The organism is Alteromonas sp. 4NS20-0143 (assembly GCF_057542855.1).
In genome coordinates this window covers 98431-118431 of record NZ_BAAJLR010000006.1, presented here as the reverse complement: position 1 = coordinate 118431, position 20001 = coordinate 98431, and the positions used below count along the sequence as shown (strand labels likewise).

Genomic DNA, 20001 nt, shown 5'->3' with positions numbered 1-20001 from the left:
ACCATGCGAAATACATTACTCGCTTCAGTCATTGCTGGTGCTTTACTAAGTGGCTGCGCTGAATCTGAAAAAGACGTATCCGTTAATAATGTTGATAGTGCTAACCAGAGCAGTTCGCTAAAAACTAGCTCAGCTGACACAGGCGCTGCAGCAATATGGCCTAAACTCGACATAGAAGTAAAACAAGACCCTGCTGTGGAAAAGCAAGTGTCAGACCTTTTATCGCAAATGACGCTTGAGCAAAAAATAGCGCAGATGATCCAACCGGAAATTCGCAATATCACGGTTGAAGAAATGCGTCAGTATGGTTTCGGTTCGTATTTAAATGGAGGTGGTGCCTTTCCAAACAATGATAAGCACGCCACGCCGGATGATTGGGTTGCCCTAGCTGAAAAATTATACCAAGCGTCTATCGATGACAGCCTCGACGGCTCTGCAATTCCAACCATGTGGGGCACAGATGCAGTGCACGGTCACAACAATGTGATTGGCGCGACCTTATTTCCTCATAATATCGGTTTAGGAGCTGCAAAAAATCCAGAATTGGTAGAAAAGATAGCCCACATTACAGCGAAAGAAGTCATGGCGACGGGTATCGATTGGGTTTTCGCGCCTACCGTGGCGGTGGTGAGAGATGACCGCTGGGGCCGGACCTATGAGAGTTATTCAGAAGACCCAGCCATTGTGCGCGACTATGCGGCATCAGTAGTTAAAGGGCTGCAGGGCGCGGCTGATAAAGATTTTCTCAGTGACCAACGAGTTATCAGTACGGTAAAACACTTTGTGGGTGATGGCGGAACCGTTGGCGGCGACGATCAGGGTGACAATGTTGCTAGCGAACAAGCGTTGTTCGATATTCACGCTCAGGGCTATGTGGGTGGTTTAACCGCAGGCGCTCAATCGGTGATGGCGTCGTTTAACAGTTGGAATGGCGCAAAGCTTCACGGCCACAAATATTTACTAACTGATGTGTTAAAAGAGCAAATGGGTTTTGACGGCTTCGTCGTTGGAGATTGGAATGGTCATGGCCAGGTTAAAGGCTGCAGCAACGTTGACTGTGCACAAGCAGTTAACGCTGGCTTGGACATTTTTATGGTTCCTAGCGACTGGAAAGGGGTATATGAATCTACCTTAGCTCACGTTAAAGATGGCGTCATTCCCATGTCACGTATTGATGACGCGGTACGCCGTATTTTGCGAGTAAAATTGCGAGCGGGTTTGTTTGATAAGCCAAGTCCTGCCAACCGCCCTTTATCTGGCGATCGGTCGCTTATCGGAAACGAAACGCATCGCGAGGTAGCACGTCAAGCTGTGCGTGAGTCTCTGGTTTTGCTTAAAAATAAGCAGGGTATTCTTCCTCTATCTGCTGCTAAACGCATAGTAGTGGCTGGCGATGCAGCAGACAATATAGGCAAGCAGTCTGGTGGCTGGAGTATTACGTGGCAGGGAACCAACAATACCAACGCTGATTTTCCTGACGGCACATCCATATACGACGGCATTAAACACCATGTAGAGGCTGCGGGTGGCGATGTCGTGCTTTCTGTTGATGGTGAAATTGCACAAGGCGGGAACACGCCAGATGTGGCAATTGTAGTATTTGGCGAAGAGCCTTACGCAGAAGGCCACGGTGACAGAGAGACGCTAATTTATCAGTACGGCAATAAAAAAGACCTAGCGCTGCTTGAGCGCTTCAAGTCACAGGGTATTCCTGTAGTGTCAGTCTTTATCAGCGGTCGCCCTATGTGGGTAAACGCAGAGCTTAACGCATCTGATGCGTTCGTAGCGGCATGGTTGCCTGGTTCAGAGGGCGCGGCGGTGGCCGATGTATTATTTGGCAAACAAGACTTTAAAGGTAAGCTTCCTTTCTCATGGCCAGCACAGCCACAGCAAATTGTGAATATTGGCGACGACACCTACGAGCCACTTTTGCCATACGGGTTTGGCCTCACTTACGGTGACGACAATGTGCTAGCGGATAACTTGAACACCGAGGTCAGCATAAGCAGTGACAACAGTCAGTCTCTTGAAATATTAAACGGTGCGGTGCAGTCGCCTTGGGTGTTATGGCTTTACTCTGGCGATGAGTCGCTAACGGTTAATGCGAGCACCCATAACGTGGGCGCGATTACCTATCGCACGGTGGATAAAGTCGTTCAGGAAGATGCCCGTAAAGTCACCTTTGATGGCAGTGAGTTTGCCGCCATGCGTTTTGCGAGCAAAAGCTTCTTCCGCGAAGACTTAAGTGCCCAGTTACTTAATAAAGCTGCGCTTACGCTAAATATTAACCCTCATAGCGCGGTTGAGGGCTCCCTCACTGTGGGTATGAATTGTGAAGGCGAGGGCGATAAGCCAGGTAGCTGTTCTGCACAACTTGATATTAGCGAACAAGTGGACGCCTTAGAGCAAAACACATGGTCTTCGCTCAGTATCGATTTACAGTGTTTTGTAAATGCAGGTATCGACTTTACCGGCCTTGTGGTTCCGTTTGAGCTTGGTAGCTCAGGCAAGGCAAGCATCAGCGTTGCAGATATTCAGTTTACGCCTCAGGCTGCTGAATCGGCCGATATAGTATGTAATTAGTTGTTAGTGTATCCGACAATTCTAGGGCTGGTATTGTAACATTCCATTTTAGTTATGGTTCTATTTGTAGTTTAAAGGGTACGTTAATTATACCTTTATATTTATTAACTCAAAAAAGCGATTTACTAATGTAAGTCGCTTTTTTATTTGTTTTTTCGCAGTGCTAGCGCACTTCGACGACTTCATTAATAACTCATTTTCTTAGTCTTTTCTCAAATTATCTAACACCTGCCTGTAAGCCTTACTTGATTTAATGGTGTCACTTTGTTGAATTCAATTGTCGTACCTTCACGAAGGTTAAGTATTGTTATAAACTCGATTTCTAGCCAACGTTGCTAGTTCACAAAAAAAGGGATTCATGTGACATTAATTAAAAATCAAAAATTCATTCCAACAGTCGCTCTCATTGCCATTGTAGGAATCGCGTCAGGGTGTGCCACTACATCATCTAAAGTTGTTGAAACTCCGAAGGTAAATAGCTTTAACACTCAGTATAACGGTGAAAAAAGTAAGCTCGTTGTCGGTCAGTTTGTCAATCGCTCTAACTTCCAAAACGGAATATTTTCTAACGGCCTAGATAGACTTGGTAATCAAGCAAAAACTACACTAATGAGCCATCTTCAACAGACAAATCGGTTCAGCGTTTTAGACAGAGATAACATGGCATTACTTGCTGAAGAAGCAGGTCGTACAGGCACGCAGCAGAATATTGCCGGTGCAAAGTTTGTTATCACTGGTGATGTGACTGAATTTGGAAGAAAGGCGATTGGTGATAAGCAGCTATTCGGACTTTTAGGAAAAGGAAAGTCACAAATTGCCTATGCCAAAGTCACGCTAAACGTTGTTAATGTAACTACGTCTGAGGTTGTGTATTCGGTAGCTGGAGCTGGCGAGTATAGCTTATCGGAAAGAGAAGTGATTGGATTCGGCAGTACCGCAAGCTATGACGCAACACTCAACGGAAAGGTACTAGACTTGGCAATTAGAGAATCAGTCAACAATCTTGTAAATGGTATTGAGTCGGGCGCATGGACACTGTGAAAATAAAAAAACTATTAATATCTTTTGCGTTTATTTTAACGGTAACTGGATGTAAAACCACAGAGCCTTTGTATTACTACGGAGACTATACTACTGCTGTGTACAGCTACTTAAAGGCTGAAGACACAACGTTAGAAGAGCAAATATCAGCACTTGAAAAGACCATTGAATTAGCGGCTGCAAAAGGGCGAAATATAGCTCCTGGCGTTCACGCCCATTTAGGCATGCTTTATTTTGAAACGGGTAATCCCCAGCTTGGAGCTTCTCATTTTGAGCAAGAAAAACAGCTTTTTCCTGAATCATCACACTATATAGAGTTTCTTTTAAACTCTGCACAAGGAGCATAAAATATGACTTTGCGTTTACTCATAGCGATTGCTCTTATTACGTCGCTAACCGCGTGCGTTAACATGCCCCCAGCTCATGATTACACTGCGTTTAAAGCTGCTAATCCAGAGTCTGTTTTGATTTTGCCACCAGTCAACAACACGCCTGAGGTTATAGCGCCTTTTAGCGTTATGACACGATTAGCTACGCCTATCTCTGAGTCTGGCTTTTATGTATTTCCAGTGGCGCTAGTTAATCAAACCTTTATCAACAATGGTCTAACCGAGGCCACCGATATACACGCGGTTGATACGTCAAAACTCAATGAAATTTTTGGCGCCGACACTGCGCTGTATGTATCCATTGAAGACTATGGAACCAGCTATGTTGTGATTTCTAGTGAAACTAGAGTAACCGTATCAGCCTCTCTTGTTGATCTTAGAACAAACCAGATGCTGTGGACTGGAAAGGCAACTGCGTCGAGTGCTGAACAGCAAAATGCTAATAGCGGTGGACTGGTAGGTATGCTTGTACAAGCAGCCGTTAGTCAAATATTTGAAACAGTAACGGACCGAGGCTTTGATATTGCTGCCATGACCTCTACACGACTACTATCTGCAACGAGCTATAATGGACTGCTTTATGGCCCTCGCTCACCTAAGTATGGACAACCAGTACCAAGTGAAAAAGCGAAATAACGTTCGCTAAAATAGAAACATCGCCGCTCGGTATTCAATCCGTAGTGGCGATTCTTGTTTCTTACCCTCAGTTTTTCACAAACCATCACATCAGCTACGTCTTTTCCATTAAGCATTATTAAAAATATGACTGCATCACTCGCAAATGCGACTCGTTTCCATTATCATCAGCAACATAAATGGTAACTATTCCTATTAACATTAAAAGACGCATTCAACGCGCAATGTTAATTGTGTAAGTCAAAAAGGGGATAACCCCTTATTGCATGCCAGAAACACACATAAAACTTGTAGAACACGTGGAGAATTATAGTGAAATTTAAACTTACGACTATTGCTACAGCCGTAATGTTAAGTCCTGCTGCCCTAGGGGTGGCAATGGAAGATATTGAAAGACTTACCGTTGAAGGGAAGTACCTCTCGGTAAACCAGTCTAACTCTATAAAAAGTCCAACACCTATTCTTGATGTCCCCCAAAGCTTATCTATCATGACGGCAGAAGAAATTACTGCCCGTGGTATTACAAGCGTGGGCCAAATTATCGATTACACCCCTGGGGTAAATACCTCTCAGGGCGAAGGACATCGTGATTCTGTTGTGTTTCGTGGTGTTCGTTCAACCGCGGACTTTTATATAGACGGAAACCGTGATGATGTTCAGTATTACCGTGCGCTGTATAATGTTGAGCAAGTAGAAATTTTACGCGGCCCGAATGCCTTATTATTTGGTCGTGGCGGTACGGGCGGTATTTTAAATCGCGTCTCTAAGAAAGCGACTATCGATCAGCAGTTTGTCAACTACAACGTATCTGCGAATACTTTTGGTGCTTATAACTTACAGCTTGATACTAACATCGACACGGGTGAAGATTCTGCAGTAAGAATTAATGCCATGTATGAAAGCTTGGATAACCATCGAGACTTTTTCGATGGCGATCGTTATGGTTTTAACCCCACAGCGCGCTTCCAGTTAAGCGATGACACTATTTTAGATTTATCTTATGAATATATCGACCACGAACGTTTTATCGACCGTGGTATTCCTACAGGTGCAAACGGCGAGCCGGTAGAAGCGTTTGAAAACATCGTATTTGGCGACCCTGAAAATAACTATCAAACGCTAGATGCCGATGTGTTTCGTGCCAATATACAACACAACTTTTCTGACAACCTAAAAGGTAACTTTAACGCTTTTTATGGTAACTACGATAAAGTGTATGCCAACTTTTACGCCGCTGATTTTGCGCCAGAAACGAATGTAGTTACACTCGATGGCTATATTGATGAAACTGAGCGTGAAAATCTTATTCTATCGGCAAACTTAGTCGGTGAGTTTGCAACAGGTAGCATTGAGCACACGGTGATTTTCGGTGGTGAATTTATTAACACCGAATCGGACCAAAATCGTTTAAACCCAGTCTTCGATTCTAATGGCGACGACCAAGAAGCTTTCTTGGTCAATCGTCCATTAGACTTCAGAGGTCTAACGGGGACTAACGCCGCTGGCACCACAGTTACAACTGCATTTTCAGCGCTAAACGACGATACTCGTGTAGATTTAGACGTATACTCGTTTTACGTACAAGACGAAATTGCCCTGTCTGAAAACTTCGATCTTGTATTAGGTGCGCGTTTCGACAGCTTCGACATACAAGTATTTGACGCTCGTCCTGATGTATTAGAAACCCGTAACCGCACTGATGAAGAAGTCTCTCCTCGTGCAGGTTTGGTGTACAAGCCGCAAGAAAATATCTCAATTTATGCCAGCTACAGTGAGTCGTTTCTACCACGTAGTGGTGAGCAATATGCCAATATTAACGGCGATGCAGATAGCCTAGACCCTGATACGTTCACCAATCAAGAAATTGGTGTGAAGTGGGATTTCGCCGACAGCATGAGCTTTACAGCGGCTATATTTGAGAATGAGCAAACTTCATTAGATAACGATCCAAACGACCCTGAAGGCTTCATAGAAGTTGATTCTGACGTGTCAGGTTTTGAGCTTCAGCTGCAAGGTTACATTACAGATAAGTGGTTTGTTACTGCCAACTACAGCAACTTAGACGGTGAAAATGCCAGTGGCGTTGAGCTTCGTGAGCTTCCAGAAAACACCATGTCGGTATGGACAACGTACCAAGTAAGCGACGTGTTAGGCTTTGGCGTTGGCGCAACCTATCAAGATGAGAGTTTTGTGGTGACTGCTACCGACTCGCCAGTATTACCTAGCTACACGCGTGTAGATGCGTCAGCATACTACGAGCTAAACAACGGCATGCGTTTACAGCTTAATGTGGAAAACTTAACTGACACATTGTACTTCCCGAACGCACACTCTAGACATCAAGCAACCGTTGGTGCGCCAATTAATGCAAGACTGTCTGTTATTGGGTCGTTCTAATAAGTACCTAATAACGCTCACAAAAAAGGCCGCTTCATGTGAATGAAGCGGCCTTTTTAATGGGGCGCATCTTAATAGACGTGCCCCGTGCTAAACACACTTAGAACGTATAGCGAGCACCTAGCGTGTAACGAGGACCGTATTGACGGGCAAATAAGAACTGCTCTTCAAAACGCCCATAACCACGTTCGGTTTCATCGTTAATGTTTATCCCTTCAAGGAATACCGTTAGGTGTTCATCAACGTCGTAGTTAATGCTTGCATCAACCTGTGCGTAGGTATCAAACTGAGTGGCAGGGTTATCTGATGAGCCCTGAGCTTGACCAATTCCCACTACGTAGTCTGAACGCCATGCGTAAGTGACTTTCACAGACAAACCATTTTTCTCGTAGAACACTTGGAAGTTGGCAGAGTCACTGATACCGACTAACGGGTCTTGCTCTTCAAGGTTATATGGGTCGTATTCAACGTCGCCGTCCACTAATGTGGCGTTTGCGCCAAAGCCAAAGCCGGTTTCGCCAAAGGTATGTTGAACCGCAAGCTCAATACCTTCTACGGTTTTCGCATCACTGGAGTTACCAGGCTGGGTGGTACGCCATGTAATTAATGGGTCATCTGCATTAGGCGTCACTACGCCATTTTCATCAGCAAATCCATTATCTACAAAGTAACCATAAATAGCGCTGTCAGTAGCCTGCGTGCCGGCCGCTTCAAGTGCACTTACCGCTTCGTTCCAACGTGGGCCTAAGTAAATATCGTTAAGCCCTTCAAACTGACGGTCTTGACCGGTCGTAGTAATGTAGTTTTCTACTGACTTTCTGAATAGACCAATTGACGCATAGCTAGCTTCGTCGTAGTACCATTCAAACGATAAGTCTAAGTTTGATGATTCAAATGGCAATAAGCTGGTGTTACCTGCTGAGGCCGTACGCGATCCAATTTTAGGGCTGCCGCTAAACGCTAGGCCGCCTTGCAATAGGCCGATAGGCGCGCGGGTAATTGATTTACCCCAAGAGAAGCGGGCTACTACGTCATCGGTCACATCAACTTTCACGTCAAACATAGGAAGCAATACGTCGTATTCGCCTGTGAAGTCCTGTACTTGCAGTCCGTCTTCAAATTGCGTGATCCACTCTGAAGCGGCTACCCAGTTAACTTGTTCTGGAACGCGAACTTCCGCAGAGCTTGGTACTTCAGTTTCCTCATAACGCACACCTGCATTTATCTGTACGTAGTAGTCGCCAACTTCAAAGTCCCACTCGGTCTGAACATAAATAGAGTTAGTAATTTCTTCAACGTTACTCACAGCAGGCGCACCCATGTAATAAGGGTCTGTAGAGTAGGCGTTTGCTTCGCCCACGACATCTGATGTGATAAACGCTAATTGTCGAGCAATAGCTTCGTCAAAATCATAGGTGTAGTAATAGCCAGGGTTCATGTTAGCACCGCCGCTACTAAAGGCGTCTAAGAAACCGCTGGTGTCGTTGCGTACGAACATGCTGTCTGGGAATATTTGCGTAAACGATGGGTTGAAGCCCGGGCCGCCACGCAGACCGCTCCACGCGGTAAAGCCGCTAAGCGCTTGCTCTGTGCGCGCAACACCAAAATCAACCTTCATTAATGGAATATCGAATGCAGAGTTATACCAGGTGCCATCCAGCTGGAATTGCTCAATGTCAGAACGACCAGGTGAGTAAATGAACTGACTAAAGTTAGAGTCAATTTCGCCCGGGGCAATTTCGTTAGTGCCGTTATTCCAGTTTACAAATACTTGAGGAATGTCACCTTCGCGGTAATCATAAACCTTAGAGCGAAGCTGGTTTGAACCAAGAATGATTTGACCGGAACTACCTAGCCCTTCGTCATATCCATTGTCAATTTCGTTGTATGAATCGTGGTAATCCACGGCAAAGTGCCAATCGTCGCTAACGGTCCAATCTAGATTAATACCGATTGAGCGAGCGTCTACACGGGTGGTATTTCTGCTTGCAGTGAATGAGCCGTCATCGCCGCTAATATCAGCATAAACAGCCGTGCCGTTGGCATCGAGCTCATATTCATTAATGTTAGCACCAAAGTTATTCCAAATACCCCAACCTACAGTATTAGTGCCTGTGGTAGCGCGAGAAGCGGTATAGTCTACTGTTGCTGTGAAATCATCAATGGGACGAAACTGGAACGTAACTTGTGCGTTTTGACGTTCGCGCTGTACATCGCTAATGCTGTAGTTCATATCTTTTGGAAAGAAGGCTGCATTGGTGATGTTAGAGCGGTTATCAACCACGTTTTCTGCGTCTAATTCAGGTAACGCATCATTTTCTTGCAGCTGCCAACCTTGAATATTGGCGGCTTGCTGTTGAAAATCGCGCTCTTGGTGAGAAAAAGACACACCAAAACCGAACATATCGTCGGCAAACGTGTTGCTGTAAACACCTGCGATTTCTGGCGTTACATCGTCACCTTCTTCGTTTGAGGTATCGTAAATGCCTTTCACTGAAAATGAAGCTTGTTGTCCGGACTGGGCAAGCGGCTTCATCGTAATGATGTTTACCGTAGCACCTAAACCACCACTTGGGTTCTCAGCGCGAGCGGTTTTTTGTAGCTCTAGCGTGTTTACACCTTCAGAAGATAAGTTAGACAAGTTGAATGAACGGGTGAAACCTGTTCCCGGCATTTGACGGCCATTAAGGGTAACTAAGTTAAATTCTGGGCCAAAACCACGTACTGTAATTTCGTTACCTTCACCGTTATTACGGCTAATGGTTACACCCGTTATGCGCTGGAGGGCTTCGGCTAAGTTAGTATCGGGAAACTTACCGAGTTCTTCTGCTGATATTGCATCAACAACACCGCTAGAACTGCGCTTCAAATCCATAGAGCGGATCATGGAACCGCGAATACCGCTTACTTGAATAACTTCTACTTCGCCTTCTTCAGGCGTCGCTGCTTCTGCTTCTTGTGCGTAGCTAGGCATAGCTAAAGTAGAGCCCAACAACAAAGCCATTGATGTGGCAAGCTGGGTCTTTTTAAAAGTTGTGTTTTTCATAATTGCCTACTAATTCTTATCAATTTGATGTGCCGCCAGGCTACTGGCGGCAAATTACTTTATTACTGAGCTGCTATTTCTACATTATCAATGCGGTATACAGCGCCATTACCTGTATCCCAAGTAGGGAACATCATAAGAACGTTGATTGCACTGATATCTAAGCCTGCATCGTAAAGTGTTTGCAGCGGGAATGTGTATGTCTGCCACTCGCCTTCAACAGGCTCTACACCTTCAAGGCTTGATGACATTGGCAGCTCTACCGCAGAAGACGCGCCGATAGACTCAATTTTAAATAACCACTGACCTGATGTATCAATAGGCATTGCGCTTACTTTCATTTCAAAGCGAACTACGCCAGTTGAAAGCAGTGCCGATGCGTCGTAAGACACCTCTTCATCAGCAAGGAAACCCATTACCGTTGCTGTTTCACCAATTCTGAATTCAGCCACTGTACCGTGCTCAGCGTCGTCTACTTCTTCTGTTGGTGTTGAACCACCACAGCAATCCCAGATAGACCATTGTTCAGCTGCGGTGTCAGCAAAAATGTTCAAGCCTCCAGCTGGCGTTTCGTTGCCGCTGTCAGGGTGGAAGAACTTCGCATTATCAACACGGTATACCGCGCCTTCACCTGTACTCCACGCTGGGAATATCATGATGACGTCAATACCGCTTACATCTAAACCGCGAGATTGAAGATCGGCAATAGAGAACGTATAAGTTTGCCACTCACCTTCAACCGGGGCTTGACCTTCCACACTGTCGGCAAGTGGAAGCTCAACGGCAGTGGCAGCATCATTGGATTCAACTTTGAATACCCAAGTAGAGTCTGGGTTAGTTGGTGCGCTTACAACTCTCATTTCGAACTGCAGTAAACCACCATCAGTAAGTGCAGTGGCGTCAAATGGTGTTGCACCACCGCCATCAATTGAACGAGTGGTAAAGCCCATGACTGTTGGCTCTGCACCTATACGGAATTCAGCAGTAAGACCGTGCTCTTCATCATCCATTTCTTCAGTTGGTGTTGAACCGCCACAGCAATCCCACATTGGCCAATTTGGATTTTGTCCATCTTCGAAGATAGTGAGCTCAGGATATGACGCACCGCCTTCTTGTGAGATTTCAACATTGGCCATGCGATATACCGCACCGCTGCCCGTATCCCATAGTGGGAATACCATGATTACGTCGATGGCACTGGTGTCTAGGCCTGCCTCGGCTAATACACTCAGTGGGAATTCGTACGACTCCCATACGCCTTGTTCAGGTGTGTCGCCTGCAACGTCAGCAGGTCCAACATAGCCATCCATCAAAGGAAGTTCAGCGAAAGTCGAGCCTTCAGAGCTCTCAACTTTAAACAACCAAGACGTTGCTGCATTGTTTGGTAAGGCAACCGCTTTAAGGTCGAACTTAATGCTGCCTGTTTCTTCCATTGGTGACGCGTCAAACGGTGAAGCTTGACCGTCAGGGTCGGTAATGAACGCTGAGCGGCTAATGAAACCCATTACCGTTGGCGCATCGCCAATACTAAATTCAAATACCTGACCTTCATCTGCATCTTCAACGAGTGCGGGTGTAGAACCACCACAGCAATCCCATGCCGGCCAGTTTGGATTAGGTGTACCGTCAAAAATGGTAAGGTTTTGAGCTATGCCAGTAGAAGGTGGTGATGGAATGGGTGCTGCACCTTCAACTAATGCATCTTCAAGTGAGTCGTAACCTGGGCGAACGGTTTCGCAGCCTTTACCTGTCATTGGGTCTGAACCACACTCGTACACGCGAACGTAGTCAACTTCAAGGCTTTGACCTTCTGCAAATGCGTCGGCATCGATACCGGTTTCATTGACAGACTCAGGCCATGCTCCACCAACAGCAAGGTTCAAAATAAGGTAAAACTCTTGGTCGAATGGTGCATTGTCCCAATGTGTTGTTAACTCGCCTGTGCCTTGTTCGAAGTATTCTGCATACCAGCCACGGTGTGAAAGGCCAGTTGCTTCGCCTTTACTGTTTTCACGTACTTCAGAGCGACGCTGAGTGGCATACAGGTAGCCATCCATATACCAACGAATTTCGCCTTCTTGCCATTCAATAGCATAGGTATGGAAATCGTCGGCAGGGTTAGCGCCACTAGGTAGTGAATAAGCTTGGCCCGAACTGTCGTTGTTAGGCCACTCTTGACCGTAGTGAAGTGTGCCGTAGATATGATTTTCAGGATTGCCGTCAATGTCTGCTGCTTTTAGGTTAACCGCTTCCATGATGTCGATTTCACCAGAGCGAGGCCATCCACCGTATACTTCATCTGTTGGCATCATCCAAAATGCTGGCCAAGAACCTTGTCCTTCCGGCATTTTTGCTCGCATTTCGATGCGACCGTATTTGAAATCACCTTTATAACGTGTATTCAGTCGCGCAGAAGTATAGGGCTTTGGTGCACCTTCTTCTGCTGGAAGCGCGACTATGTTTAACGTGCCGTCCTCAACAAAAGAGTTGCTTTCACTTTCTGTGTAGCACTGAGCTTCATTGTTGCCACCGCCGGCGCAATCTACTTCGTGAGTCCATTTGTTCTCATCAATGCTTGAACCGTCAAATTCGTCGCTCCATACAAGCTGCCAATCTGACACTGGTGCAGAGGCGTCTACCGCGTCTATATCAGTAGATGTGGTGGCACCGCCCCCACAGCCAAATAGGGTTGTGACTGACAACGCGGCAGCTACCCGCGTAATTTTAGATGCATGTTTAGTCATTGCTTTCAGCCTTGCTATAAATGTGTTGTTAAGTGTGTCGTTGAGTGTGTATTAACGACAGCCGCGATGGCTTTTGTGTTTTTGAAAGCGCTTACAAAATTAAGCGTAAAGATTTTGGAAGCGCTTACATTTTCCTAACATTAAGGGAGCGCAACGAAAAGATCAATCATCTTTTCAACTTTTTAACATTAAAACCGTTCACGAATTACCATATCGATAACATTTATTGAAAATGCCATCGCTGTTTGGATAGCGTCTTTAACGATCAGTATTACAGGATTTTTTACTCTATGTTTATGAATTTAATGTATAAAAATGGGTTTTAAATAATTCTTTGAAAAAGCACATAACCTGAAAACGAGTGAAGAGCGCAGGTTAAGTGATTGTGTTATCCCAGTTTTGTGAAAATTATGTTTATTATCACCATCACGAATAGACTAAAGTGTTAATAACACGTTTTTGGGTGAGTTAATTTGCAGTCTTTGTCAAAGATAGGTCGTGAAAATGTGTCTTTGATACATTGGTTCATGAAATTAATCGACAATGGTGTTTTATATAAGGCGTAAGCAGAGCCTATAGTTAAAACAGCCAGTTGATGTTTAAGCTATGTTTTATTTTATAACCCCGCTGTGAAAACACCTTTATTAGCCTAACTGTAAATGGAAAGATTCTCTATGCACCATCATCATGGACATTCACACTCAGACGATTTGCACTCAGGTCATTCCCACAAGGACCATGCAAGCGAAGATAGCCAACGAATTGGGTGGGCATTTTGGTTAAATTTCATCTTTACCATAATAGAATTTATAGGAGGGTGGCTAACAAACAGTGTCGCAATAATGGCTGACGCTGTGCACGATCTAGGTGATTCTTTATCTATCGGGCTAGCATGGTACTTAAGTAAATTGGGTCATAAAGCCGCTACCGAAAAGTACTCCTACGGATTCAAAAGGCTGAGTCTGCTGGGGGCTATGATCAATGGACTAATTTTAATCGTCGGTTCTGTATGGATACTGTTTGAAGCAATTCCCAGGTTATTCGAACCTGAAATGCCTGTTACTGAGGGCATGATAGCATTGGCAATATTAGGCATTGCAGTAAACGGGTTCGCCGCCTACAAACTCAGTGGCGGCCACTCCATGAACGAAAAAGTGCTCAACTGGCATTTGATTGAAGATGTACTGGGTTGGGTGGCGGTGCTTTGTGTGGCTATTTTACTGCAGTTTGTGCATTGGCCCATTTTAGATCCTATCCTTTCAATTGTTTTCACTCTGTTTATCTCTATCAACGTTGTCCGATATGTAATAAAAACAATGAAGCTGTTCTTACAGGGTGTGCCCGATTATGAGAGTCGCTTAGAAATTCGTAACACGCTGTTAGCGATTTCTCATGTTGAAGAAATTCACCATCTGCACTTTTGGTCTCTTGATGGCGATCAGCATGTATTAACCGCACATTTGGTAATTGAATGTAGCGTTGATACGCAGACTCTACTCAAGTTGAAATATGAAGTGGCAAAAAGTCTAGAGCCCTTTCATTTAGCTCATACGACCATAGAGTTTGAATTGCCTGGTGAACCATGCCGAGATGAGAAAGACCACCTCCACAGGCATTCCCATGACAATGCTCACGTGGAAATTGAGAATTAATGGCTACATCGATGAGAAAAACGAATATCGTTTTACAGCGTAATATTTTGAATGATAAGCAAGCTGCCGCTTAGGGTGAGCATAAGTAAGGCCAGTAATTTTATGTGTTTTGCAGAGACTTTTGCTGCCAGTAAACGGCCAATACGAGTAAATAGTAAAACGATGGGAATGGCAAAAAGAGTTGAAAGGACAATGTCGTAGGAGGGCAGCGTACCAAAGGGCACCACAATTAAGCGCATTAGCGACGTTAAGCAGAAAAAAGCGAGCAAGGTAATGCGTATCTCTGTAATCGACCACTGCTGTCTGTAGCATTGAAATACCACAGGGGGGCCAAACGTAGAAAAAAGCCCGCCGAGTAGACCGCTCATTGCCCCAGCAACACCAAAACCTATCGAGGGTTCAGAGCGCTCGGCAGCGCTGCGTTTAATAACGAGCAGCCCACAACACAGTAAAATCACACTCCCTAACATAATATTGAGCCAGTGGGACATAGACTGAGAAAGATATTCCAGCAATACGTATCCCGCAGCCATAAATGGAATTGCAGTGACAAGCAGTATGTTGAAGGCGCGCTTGTTCACATGATGAGTGTTTTTAAAAACCAAGCTAACAGAGTTAAATAAACTCAAAAAGCTCACTAAAAACGTTGTTGCAGTTAGCGGCATAATATCTAGTAGTGTGAAGCTTGAGACAACGATTAAACCAAAGCCAAAGCCACTTAGTGTTTGCAACAATGTGGCTACGCCAAGAAGCGCAAACGTTAAAAGAAGTGTCTCAATAACCATGTGAAAAGCTCACCAGTAAATGTAGTTGTCGATATAAAGATAGTGGCGTTGATAGCGATGCTAACCTTACTGACTATGTTAACGCGTTTCTGTGAACGAAAGGGGTAACTTATAAGTTTATGTATGCTATTCGCCGAAAAGGGCTGCAACTGTGTTAATCCCTCTCGCTCACGCATATTTTATTAATGGGGTAGGTAAAACGGTCGATAATTTTAAACACGGTTTTACACTCGTATTCGACTTCAGATTAATAGTCACATCTACGTATTTTCTGTTACTCTGAATAAAACGAATAACAATAATTTTCGGAAAAACATATGTTTGTTTCACGCGGTAAGTATGATGAAAAAGAGGCGTTGGCTAAGCAATTAGAAACGCGTCTGCAAGAAACCTTAGATAGAGTCGCAGTATTAGAAGCTGAAAATACATCGCTGGCAAACGAAGTTGAACATTTACATGCAGCCTCTGCACAAATGAATGATTCTGTTTTGCTTAAATGCATTATCGATGCGCTTCAGCAAATTGATGGCATTCGAGAATCAGTGCTTGCTGCGTTTCACAATATTGATTCAGAAAATCAGTCTATTGCAGACATTGATAGCCTATTTACACACTCAGCATCGACGCTAAGCAATATTGTCAATGATATGAGCGGCTTGAATGTGCAGATGGGCAGTATGAGCGAGCGTATCTCCGGGCTTTCTACTACCGCTGACAATATTAATAAATTTGTCACTACTATCACCAGTATCTCAGATCAAACAAACTTACTTGCTCTTAACGCCGCTATTGAAGCAGCGCGAGCGGGCGATGCCGGTAGAGGATTTAGTGTTGTTGCTGATGAAGTAAGAGCCCTTGCCACTGAAACGAATAAGTCGGCTACCGAAGTATCTGAATTGGTTAATGGTATTATTCAAAGCACCGCTAAAGCGGTATCTGGCGTTAACGAGTTGCGCGGTAATAATGAAAACTTAGAAGCTGGCATCAATGAACTCAACGGCAGCTACGAGGGCATGGTGGCTCACTGTACCAGCATGAAGTCGACAATTACCAAAGGTTCTTTTAGTACGTTTATTCAAACTGTTAAGCTAGACCACGTGGTGTGGAAAGCTGATGTGTATGCTGTGCTTTGTGGCTACAGCGACAAATCTGTCTCTGAATTGTCAGATCATTCAAGCTGTCGCCTAGGTCAGTGGTACAGAGAAAGTGCTAGCAGCAACATAGGCAAGACTGCAGCGTTTAGAGAGCTCGACACTCCCCATGCAGCCGTTCACCAAAGTGGTAAAGCAGCGATAGAAGCAAAATTGGCGGGTGATCAAACTAAATCTGATGCTAAGCTTATGGAAATGGAGCAAGCAAGCGGGCGAGTCATGCAGCTTCTCGACACGCTAGCCGGTTATTAGCGGTAAGAATGACTATGTGGGTGCGCACGAGAAGCCACCCATTTAGATTTTAAGGTAGCTGACCGTGAGTGATGAGAACCAGAGCATTGCAAGTCAAAAGATAAGCGAGCTGGAAGCACGTGTTAACTCATTGGAGCGACAGCTCAAACGCCAAAAGCTAGCGCGGCAAAGTGCTGAAGCATTTTTGGAAACCTACTCTCAAGATGCTTACTTAGCAAATCAAGCCCTCAGAAAATCCCTTCAGGCCTCCAAACAAAGAGAGCGAGAGTTACTTTATTTAAGTCGCTCGGCCTCTCAACTTGGCGCTAACAGCACCGTGGCCTCTTTTATCTTTTCTGCATTAGAGTCTGCCGTGGAGTTTTGTCAGGCAAGCTGTGGTAAAGCAATTATCATTAAAAACGGCAACATGGTCGTGGGTGATGATGACAAAGTGCTAACTTCAGATAATGGCTGGGTAGAAGCACCACAGCTCTCTACGCTTATTGTGGATGAATTACCGTTAACGTTCACAGAGAGTTACTCACATTGGTGCGTTAATGCGGTGGAACGCCAAGATGTAGGGCGTGAGGCCCGTGTTATCCATCTTATGCACCAACTTTCAGATAACGAATACGCGTGGTTAGCCCTTCTCACTGCCGATGATACCCTAGAGGAAGAGACGCTCTATATCCTCGACACCACCAAACATTACTTAAACTTTGGTCTTCGCGATAAAGACAAATCTCACAAGTTGAGTCATCAAGAAGCTGCCATCTCCTCGATGGAACAAGATAGAAAGCATTTAGAGGAGCGGTTGGTTAGCGCTGATAAAATGGCCATGTTAGGCCAACTTGCCGCAGGTATTGCTCACGAAATAAATAACCCTATAGGTTATGTAAGAAGTAATACGGCGGTAGCAAAGGAAATATTCAGTGATTACCAAAGCGCATTAGATCAAATTGGTGATTTATGTCGAGATGCGGGTGGTCACATAGCGGAAACCTTCCAAAAATTAGAAAAAGACTTTTCTCTTGAAGATAGCGCAAAAGACATTGCCGAAATGTTTGAGGAGTCTTCTGAGGGCATTGAGCGAATCATCGATATAGTTAAAGCGTTGCGAAGCTTCTCATATCCCAGTTCTGGAAAGCCGGCGGATATCAGCGCTACAGAAGCCATGCAAACCGCAATTAAGCTAACCAATAATCTGCATCGATATAAAAACACAGTGCACTTTAAAGCGCCTGAACACGATGCAACCTTCAAAGGTAATGCTGGGCAGATTCAGCAGGTGTTGGTCAACTTTCTAACGAATGCCATTTACGCCACGGCAGAAGGTAAGAGCATTACGCTGAGTATTGAGGTGGACGAGCCTGTAGTGCGCCTCATTGTAGAAGATGAGGGTGAGGGAATGCCCCCCGAAGTGCTCAATAAAATCTTTACGCCTTTCTACACCACTAAGCCGCCTGGCGATGGAACCGGGCTTGGTATGTCAATTTCACTCACGATTGTGGAAGAGCACGACGGAACGGTAGATATTTACAGTACTGAGGGTGTGGGTACCCGCGTTGTTGTTTCTCTTCCTCTTGCTGACGAAAGTTAGTTTTTTTCACCGAATTCCTACTTAAACACATAACGCGATACTAAAGTTTCATTAAAACTAGACGTTAACTAATATTGTTCTAGTCTTAAGTATTAGGAAGCAGTGCTGCACCAGCAGCAATGATGAGTTCTAATGGAGCCCGTGTTTAATGAGAAATAATCAGCCAGTTACTCAAAAAGAGTATAAGTTTCCTCCTCACTTCAGACTAATTTCGTCAACCGACAGGCGAGGTGTTATTCAGCATTGTAATGACGAATTTGTTGAAGCGAGTGGATTTAAGCGAGATGAGTTAATTGGTAAAAACCACAACTTAATTCGCCACCCGGATATGCCACCCTCGGTGTTCAAAGAAATGTGGGCAACCCTTGAGTCTGGTCAATGCTGGCTCGGATTAGTCAAAAATAGACGCAAAGACGGTGATCATTATTGGGTGTCGGCATTTGTCACTCCAGTTTATGATAAATCGACTATTGTGGGTTACGAGTCAGTGAGAGTGCCTGCACTTGCAGAGGAGGTTCAGCGTGCTACTGACATGTACGAGCGAATTCGTGCGGGCAAATCTGCCACTTCAGTGTCTCATCAAATAGCCCATCGCCTCGGTCACGTTTGGCCGTCGCTATTCATTGGCCTTGTTGGGGTCGCAGCGGTGTGGTTTACATCTAATACAATAGCCGCGGCTATTTCACTTATTGCGTTGTTAGTGCTTATCAGTGCACAGGCTGCGAAAACGCGAAGTGAGTGGACAGAGTTCTTATCGTTAAGCCCTGAGAGCTACAGCAATGACATTGTGGCTCAGACGTATTTTGCAGATCCCCCTTATATTGCACAGGCAAAGCTGGTTCTTGGCTGTGAACTTGCAAGAACACGTACTGCACTTACGCGAATAAAAGATGCATCCGCGGGGCTTGAAACCGTGTCTCGAACCACTCACACACAGGCTGAAAACACCAGTGCAGCTGTGGTGCAGCAAAATCAGGCTACTCAGCAAATAGCATCTGCGGTAACGCAAATGAGTCAGGCTATTCAGGAGGTTGCTGAGCGGGTAGAAAGCAATGCGAAGAGTGCTAGAACTGCTGCCATGAACGTGGACACGGGCAATAAAAAAGCCGAAGAGGCCATGCAGGCTATTGTGTCATTACGAGGAGCGGTTGAATCAATTTCAGAAACCGTGACTGAGCTAGCGCAGTCAACGAGCGATATTGGCGAGGCTGCCAATATTATTTCCGCCATCGCAGAACAAACAAACCTATTAGCGCTTAACGCGGCAATAGAAGCCGCGAGAGCGGGTGAACAAGGTAGAGGTTTCGCCGTGGTTGCCGATGAGGTAAGAACGCTTGCGTCTAGAACTCGAGATTCTACCGATAGAATTCACAATATTATCACTGAGCTGGCTGAGCGTTCAGACCGTGCGGTACGGGTATCTACCGATGGTTTAGCGTCGGCAGAGAGAGGCAGTTTGATAGTAGAAGAAACCCGCGGTGCCTTGTTTGAAATTAATAACGCAGTAAGCGGTATTGCAGACGCAACGGTAGAGATGTCATCAGCAGTTGAAGAGCAAAGCACGGTTGCTGAGCACATTAATCAACAGCTTGTCGATGTTGCAGACGGTGCTGAGGAAACCCAGCGTTCTTCAGAGGCCTCACTGGCCGCAAGCGATGATTTACGTGAAACGGTTAATCGCGTTCACGAGCTTATTTTGCGCTTTAGTACCGACAAGCGTGTGGGAGAGTAACAATAACTTGCGTG

General features: G+C 45.1%; 12 protein-coding genes. 9 read left to right on the top strand and 3 right to left on the bottom strand.

The genetic code is table 11. The features are described from left to right. Positions 1-3: 3 nt before the first annotated feature. The 5 genes from AC27HD_RS13460 (at position 4) to AC27HD_RS13440 (ending at position 7046) form a co-directional block, all read left to right on the top strand. Positions 4-2583 (top strand): glycoside hydrolase family 3 protein, encoded by a 2580-nt coding sequence (locus AC27HD_RS13460; RefSeq protein ID WP_487106498.1) that lies wholly within the window; start codon positions 4-6, stop codon positions 2581-2583. Positions 2584-2952: 369 nt separating this feature from the next. Then, on the top strand, positions 2953-3624 hold the full coding sequence (locus AC27HD_RS13455; protein ID WP_487106667.1) for a CsgG/HfaB family protein: 672 nt from the start codon (positions 2953-2955) through the stop codon (positions 3622-3624). After that, positions 3621-3971: a DUF4810 domain-containing protein gene (locus AC27HD_RS13450; RefSeq protein ID WP_442853194.1), complete on the top strand. Its 351-nt coding sequence runs from the start codon at positions 3621-3623 to the stop codon at positions 3969-3971. The genes AC27HD_RS13455 and AC27HD_RS13450 overlap by 4 nt, the downstream gene beginning before the upstream one ends. A gap of 3 nt (positions 3972-3974) precedes the next feature. Continuing rightward, complete coding sequence (locus AC27HD_RS13445; protein ID WP_032097680.1) at positions 3975-4649, top strand: DUF799 domain-containing protein; 675 nt, start codon at positions 3975-3977, stop codon at positions 4647-4649. A 312-nt stretch (positions 4650-4961) separates the two neighbouring features. Next, positions 4962-7046, top strand: coding sequence for a TonB-dependent receptor (locus AC27HD_RS13440; protein ID WP_487106495.1), 2085 nt, complete (start codon positions 4962-4964; stop codon positions 7044-7046). A gap of 100 nt (positions 7047-7146) precedes the next feature. On the opposite strand, the gene AC27HD_RS13435 is transcribed toward AC27HD_RS13440, so the two are convergent. Then, positions 7147-10092: a TonB-dependent receptor gene (locus AC27HD_RS13435; RefSeq protein ID WP_487106493.1), complete on the bottom strand. Its 2946-nt coding sequence runs from the start codon at positions 10090-10092 to the stop codon at positions 7147-7149. Positions 10093-10154: 62 nt separating this feature from the next. Further along, positions 10155-12836, bottom strand: a complete 2682-nt coding sequence (locus AC27HD_RS13430) for a glycoside hydrolase family 16 protein (protein ID WP_487106491.1) — start codon at positions 12834-12836, stop codon at positions 10155-10157. 674 nt (positions 12837-13510) lie between these two features. On the opposite strand from AC27HD_RS13430, the gene AC27HD_RS13425 reads away from it, so the two are divergent. Beyond that, on the top strand, positions 13511-14488 hold the full coding sequence (locus AC27HD_RS13425) for a cation diffusion facilitator family transporter (RefSeq protein WP_487106489.1): 978 nt from the start codon (positions 13511-13513) through the stop codon (positions 14486-14488). Between the two features lie 32 nt (positions 14489-14520). Here AC27HD_RS13425 and AC27HD_RS13420 read toward each other — a convergent pair whose 3' ends face one another. Further along, entirely contained in the window at positions 14521-15273 is a 753-nt protein-coding gene (locus AC27HD_RS13420) for a TSUP family transporter (RefSeq protein WP_487106487.1), read from the bottom strand. Positions 15274-15590: 317 nt separating this feature from the next. Here AC27HD_RS13420 and AC27HD_RS13415 point away from each other — a divergent pair, with 317 nt between their 5' ends. The 3 genes from AC27HD_RS13415 (at position 15591) to AC27HD_RS13405 (ending at position 19987) form a co-directional block, all read left to right on the top strand. Next, positions 15591-16676 carry a methyl-accepting chemotaxis protein gene (locus AC27HD_RS13415; protein ID WP_487106485.1) on the top strand — a complete coding sequence of 362 codons (1086 nt, stop codon included), beginning with the start codon at positions 15591-15593 and terminating at the stop codon, positions 16674-16676. A gap of 64 nt (positions 16677-16740) precedes the next feature. Then, the gene (locus AC27HD_RS13410; protein WP_487106483.1) at positions 16741-18255 is read left to right on the top strand and encodes a sensor histidine kinase; all 1515 of its coding nucleotides are present in this window, start codon (positions 16741-16743) and stop codon (positions 18253-18255) included. 148 nt (positions 18256-18403) lie between these two features. Further along, complete coding sequence (locus AC27HD_RS13405; RefSeq protein WP_487106481.1) at positions 18404-19987, top strand: methyl-accepting chemotaxis protein; 1584 nt, start codon at positions 18404-18406, stop codon at positions 19985-19987. Positions 19988-20001: the final 14 nt, after the last annotated feature.

Coding starts and splice junctions, on each gene's coding strand:
- AC27HD_RS13430 (WP_487106491.1), bottom strand. CDS start 12,836: ATGACTAAACATGCATCTAAAATTACGCGGGTAGCTGCCGCGTTGTCA.
- AC27HD_RS13445 (WP_032097680.1), top strand. CDS start 3,975: ATGACTTTGCGTTTACTCATAGCGATTGCTCTTATTACGTCGCTAACC.
- AC27HD_RS13420 (WP_487106487.1), bottom strand. CDS start 15,273: ATGGTTATTGAGACACTTCTTTTAACGTTTGCGCTTCTTGGCGTAGCC.
- AC27HD_RS13435 (WP_487106493.1), bottom strand. CDS start 10,092: ATGAAAAACACAACTTTTAAAAAGACCCAGCTTGCCACATCAATGGCT.
- AC27HD_RS13425 (WP_487106489.1), top strand. CDS start 13,511: ATGCACCATCATCATGGACATTCACACTCAGACGATTTGCACTCAGGT.
- AC27HD_RS13405 (WP_487106481.1), top strand. CDS start 18,404: ATGAGAAATAATCAGCCAGTTACTCAAAAAGAGTATAAGTTTCCTCCT.
- AC27HD_RS13460 (WP_487106498.1), top strand. CDS start 4: ATGCGAAATACATTACTCGCTTCAGTCATTGCTGGTGCTTTACTAAGT.
- AC27HD_RS13415 (WP_487106485.1), top strand. CDS start 15,591: ATGTTTGTTTCACGCGGTAAGTATGATGAAAAAGAGGCGTTGGCTAAG.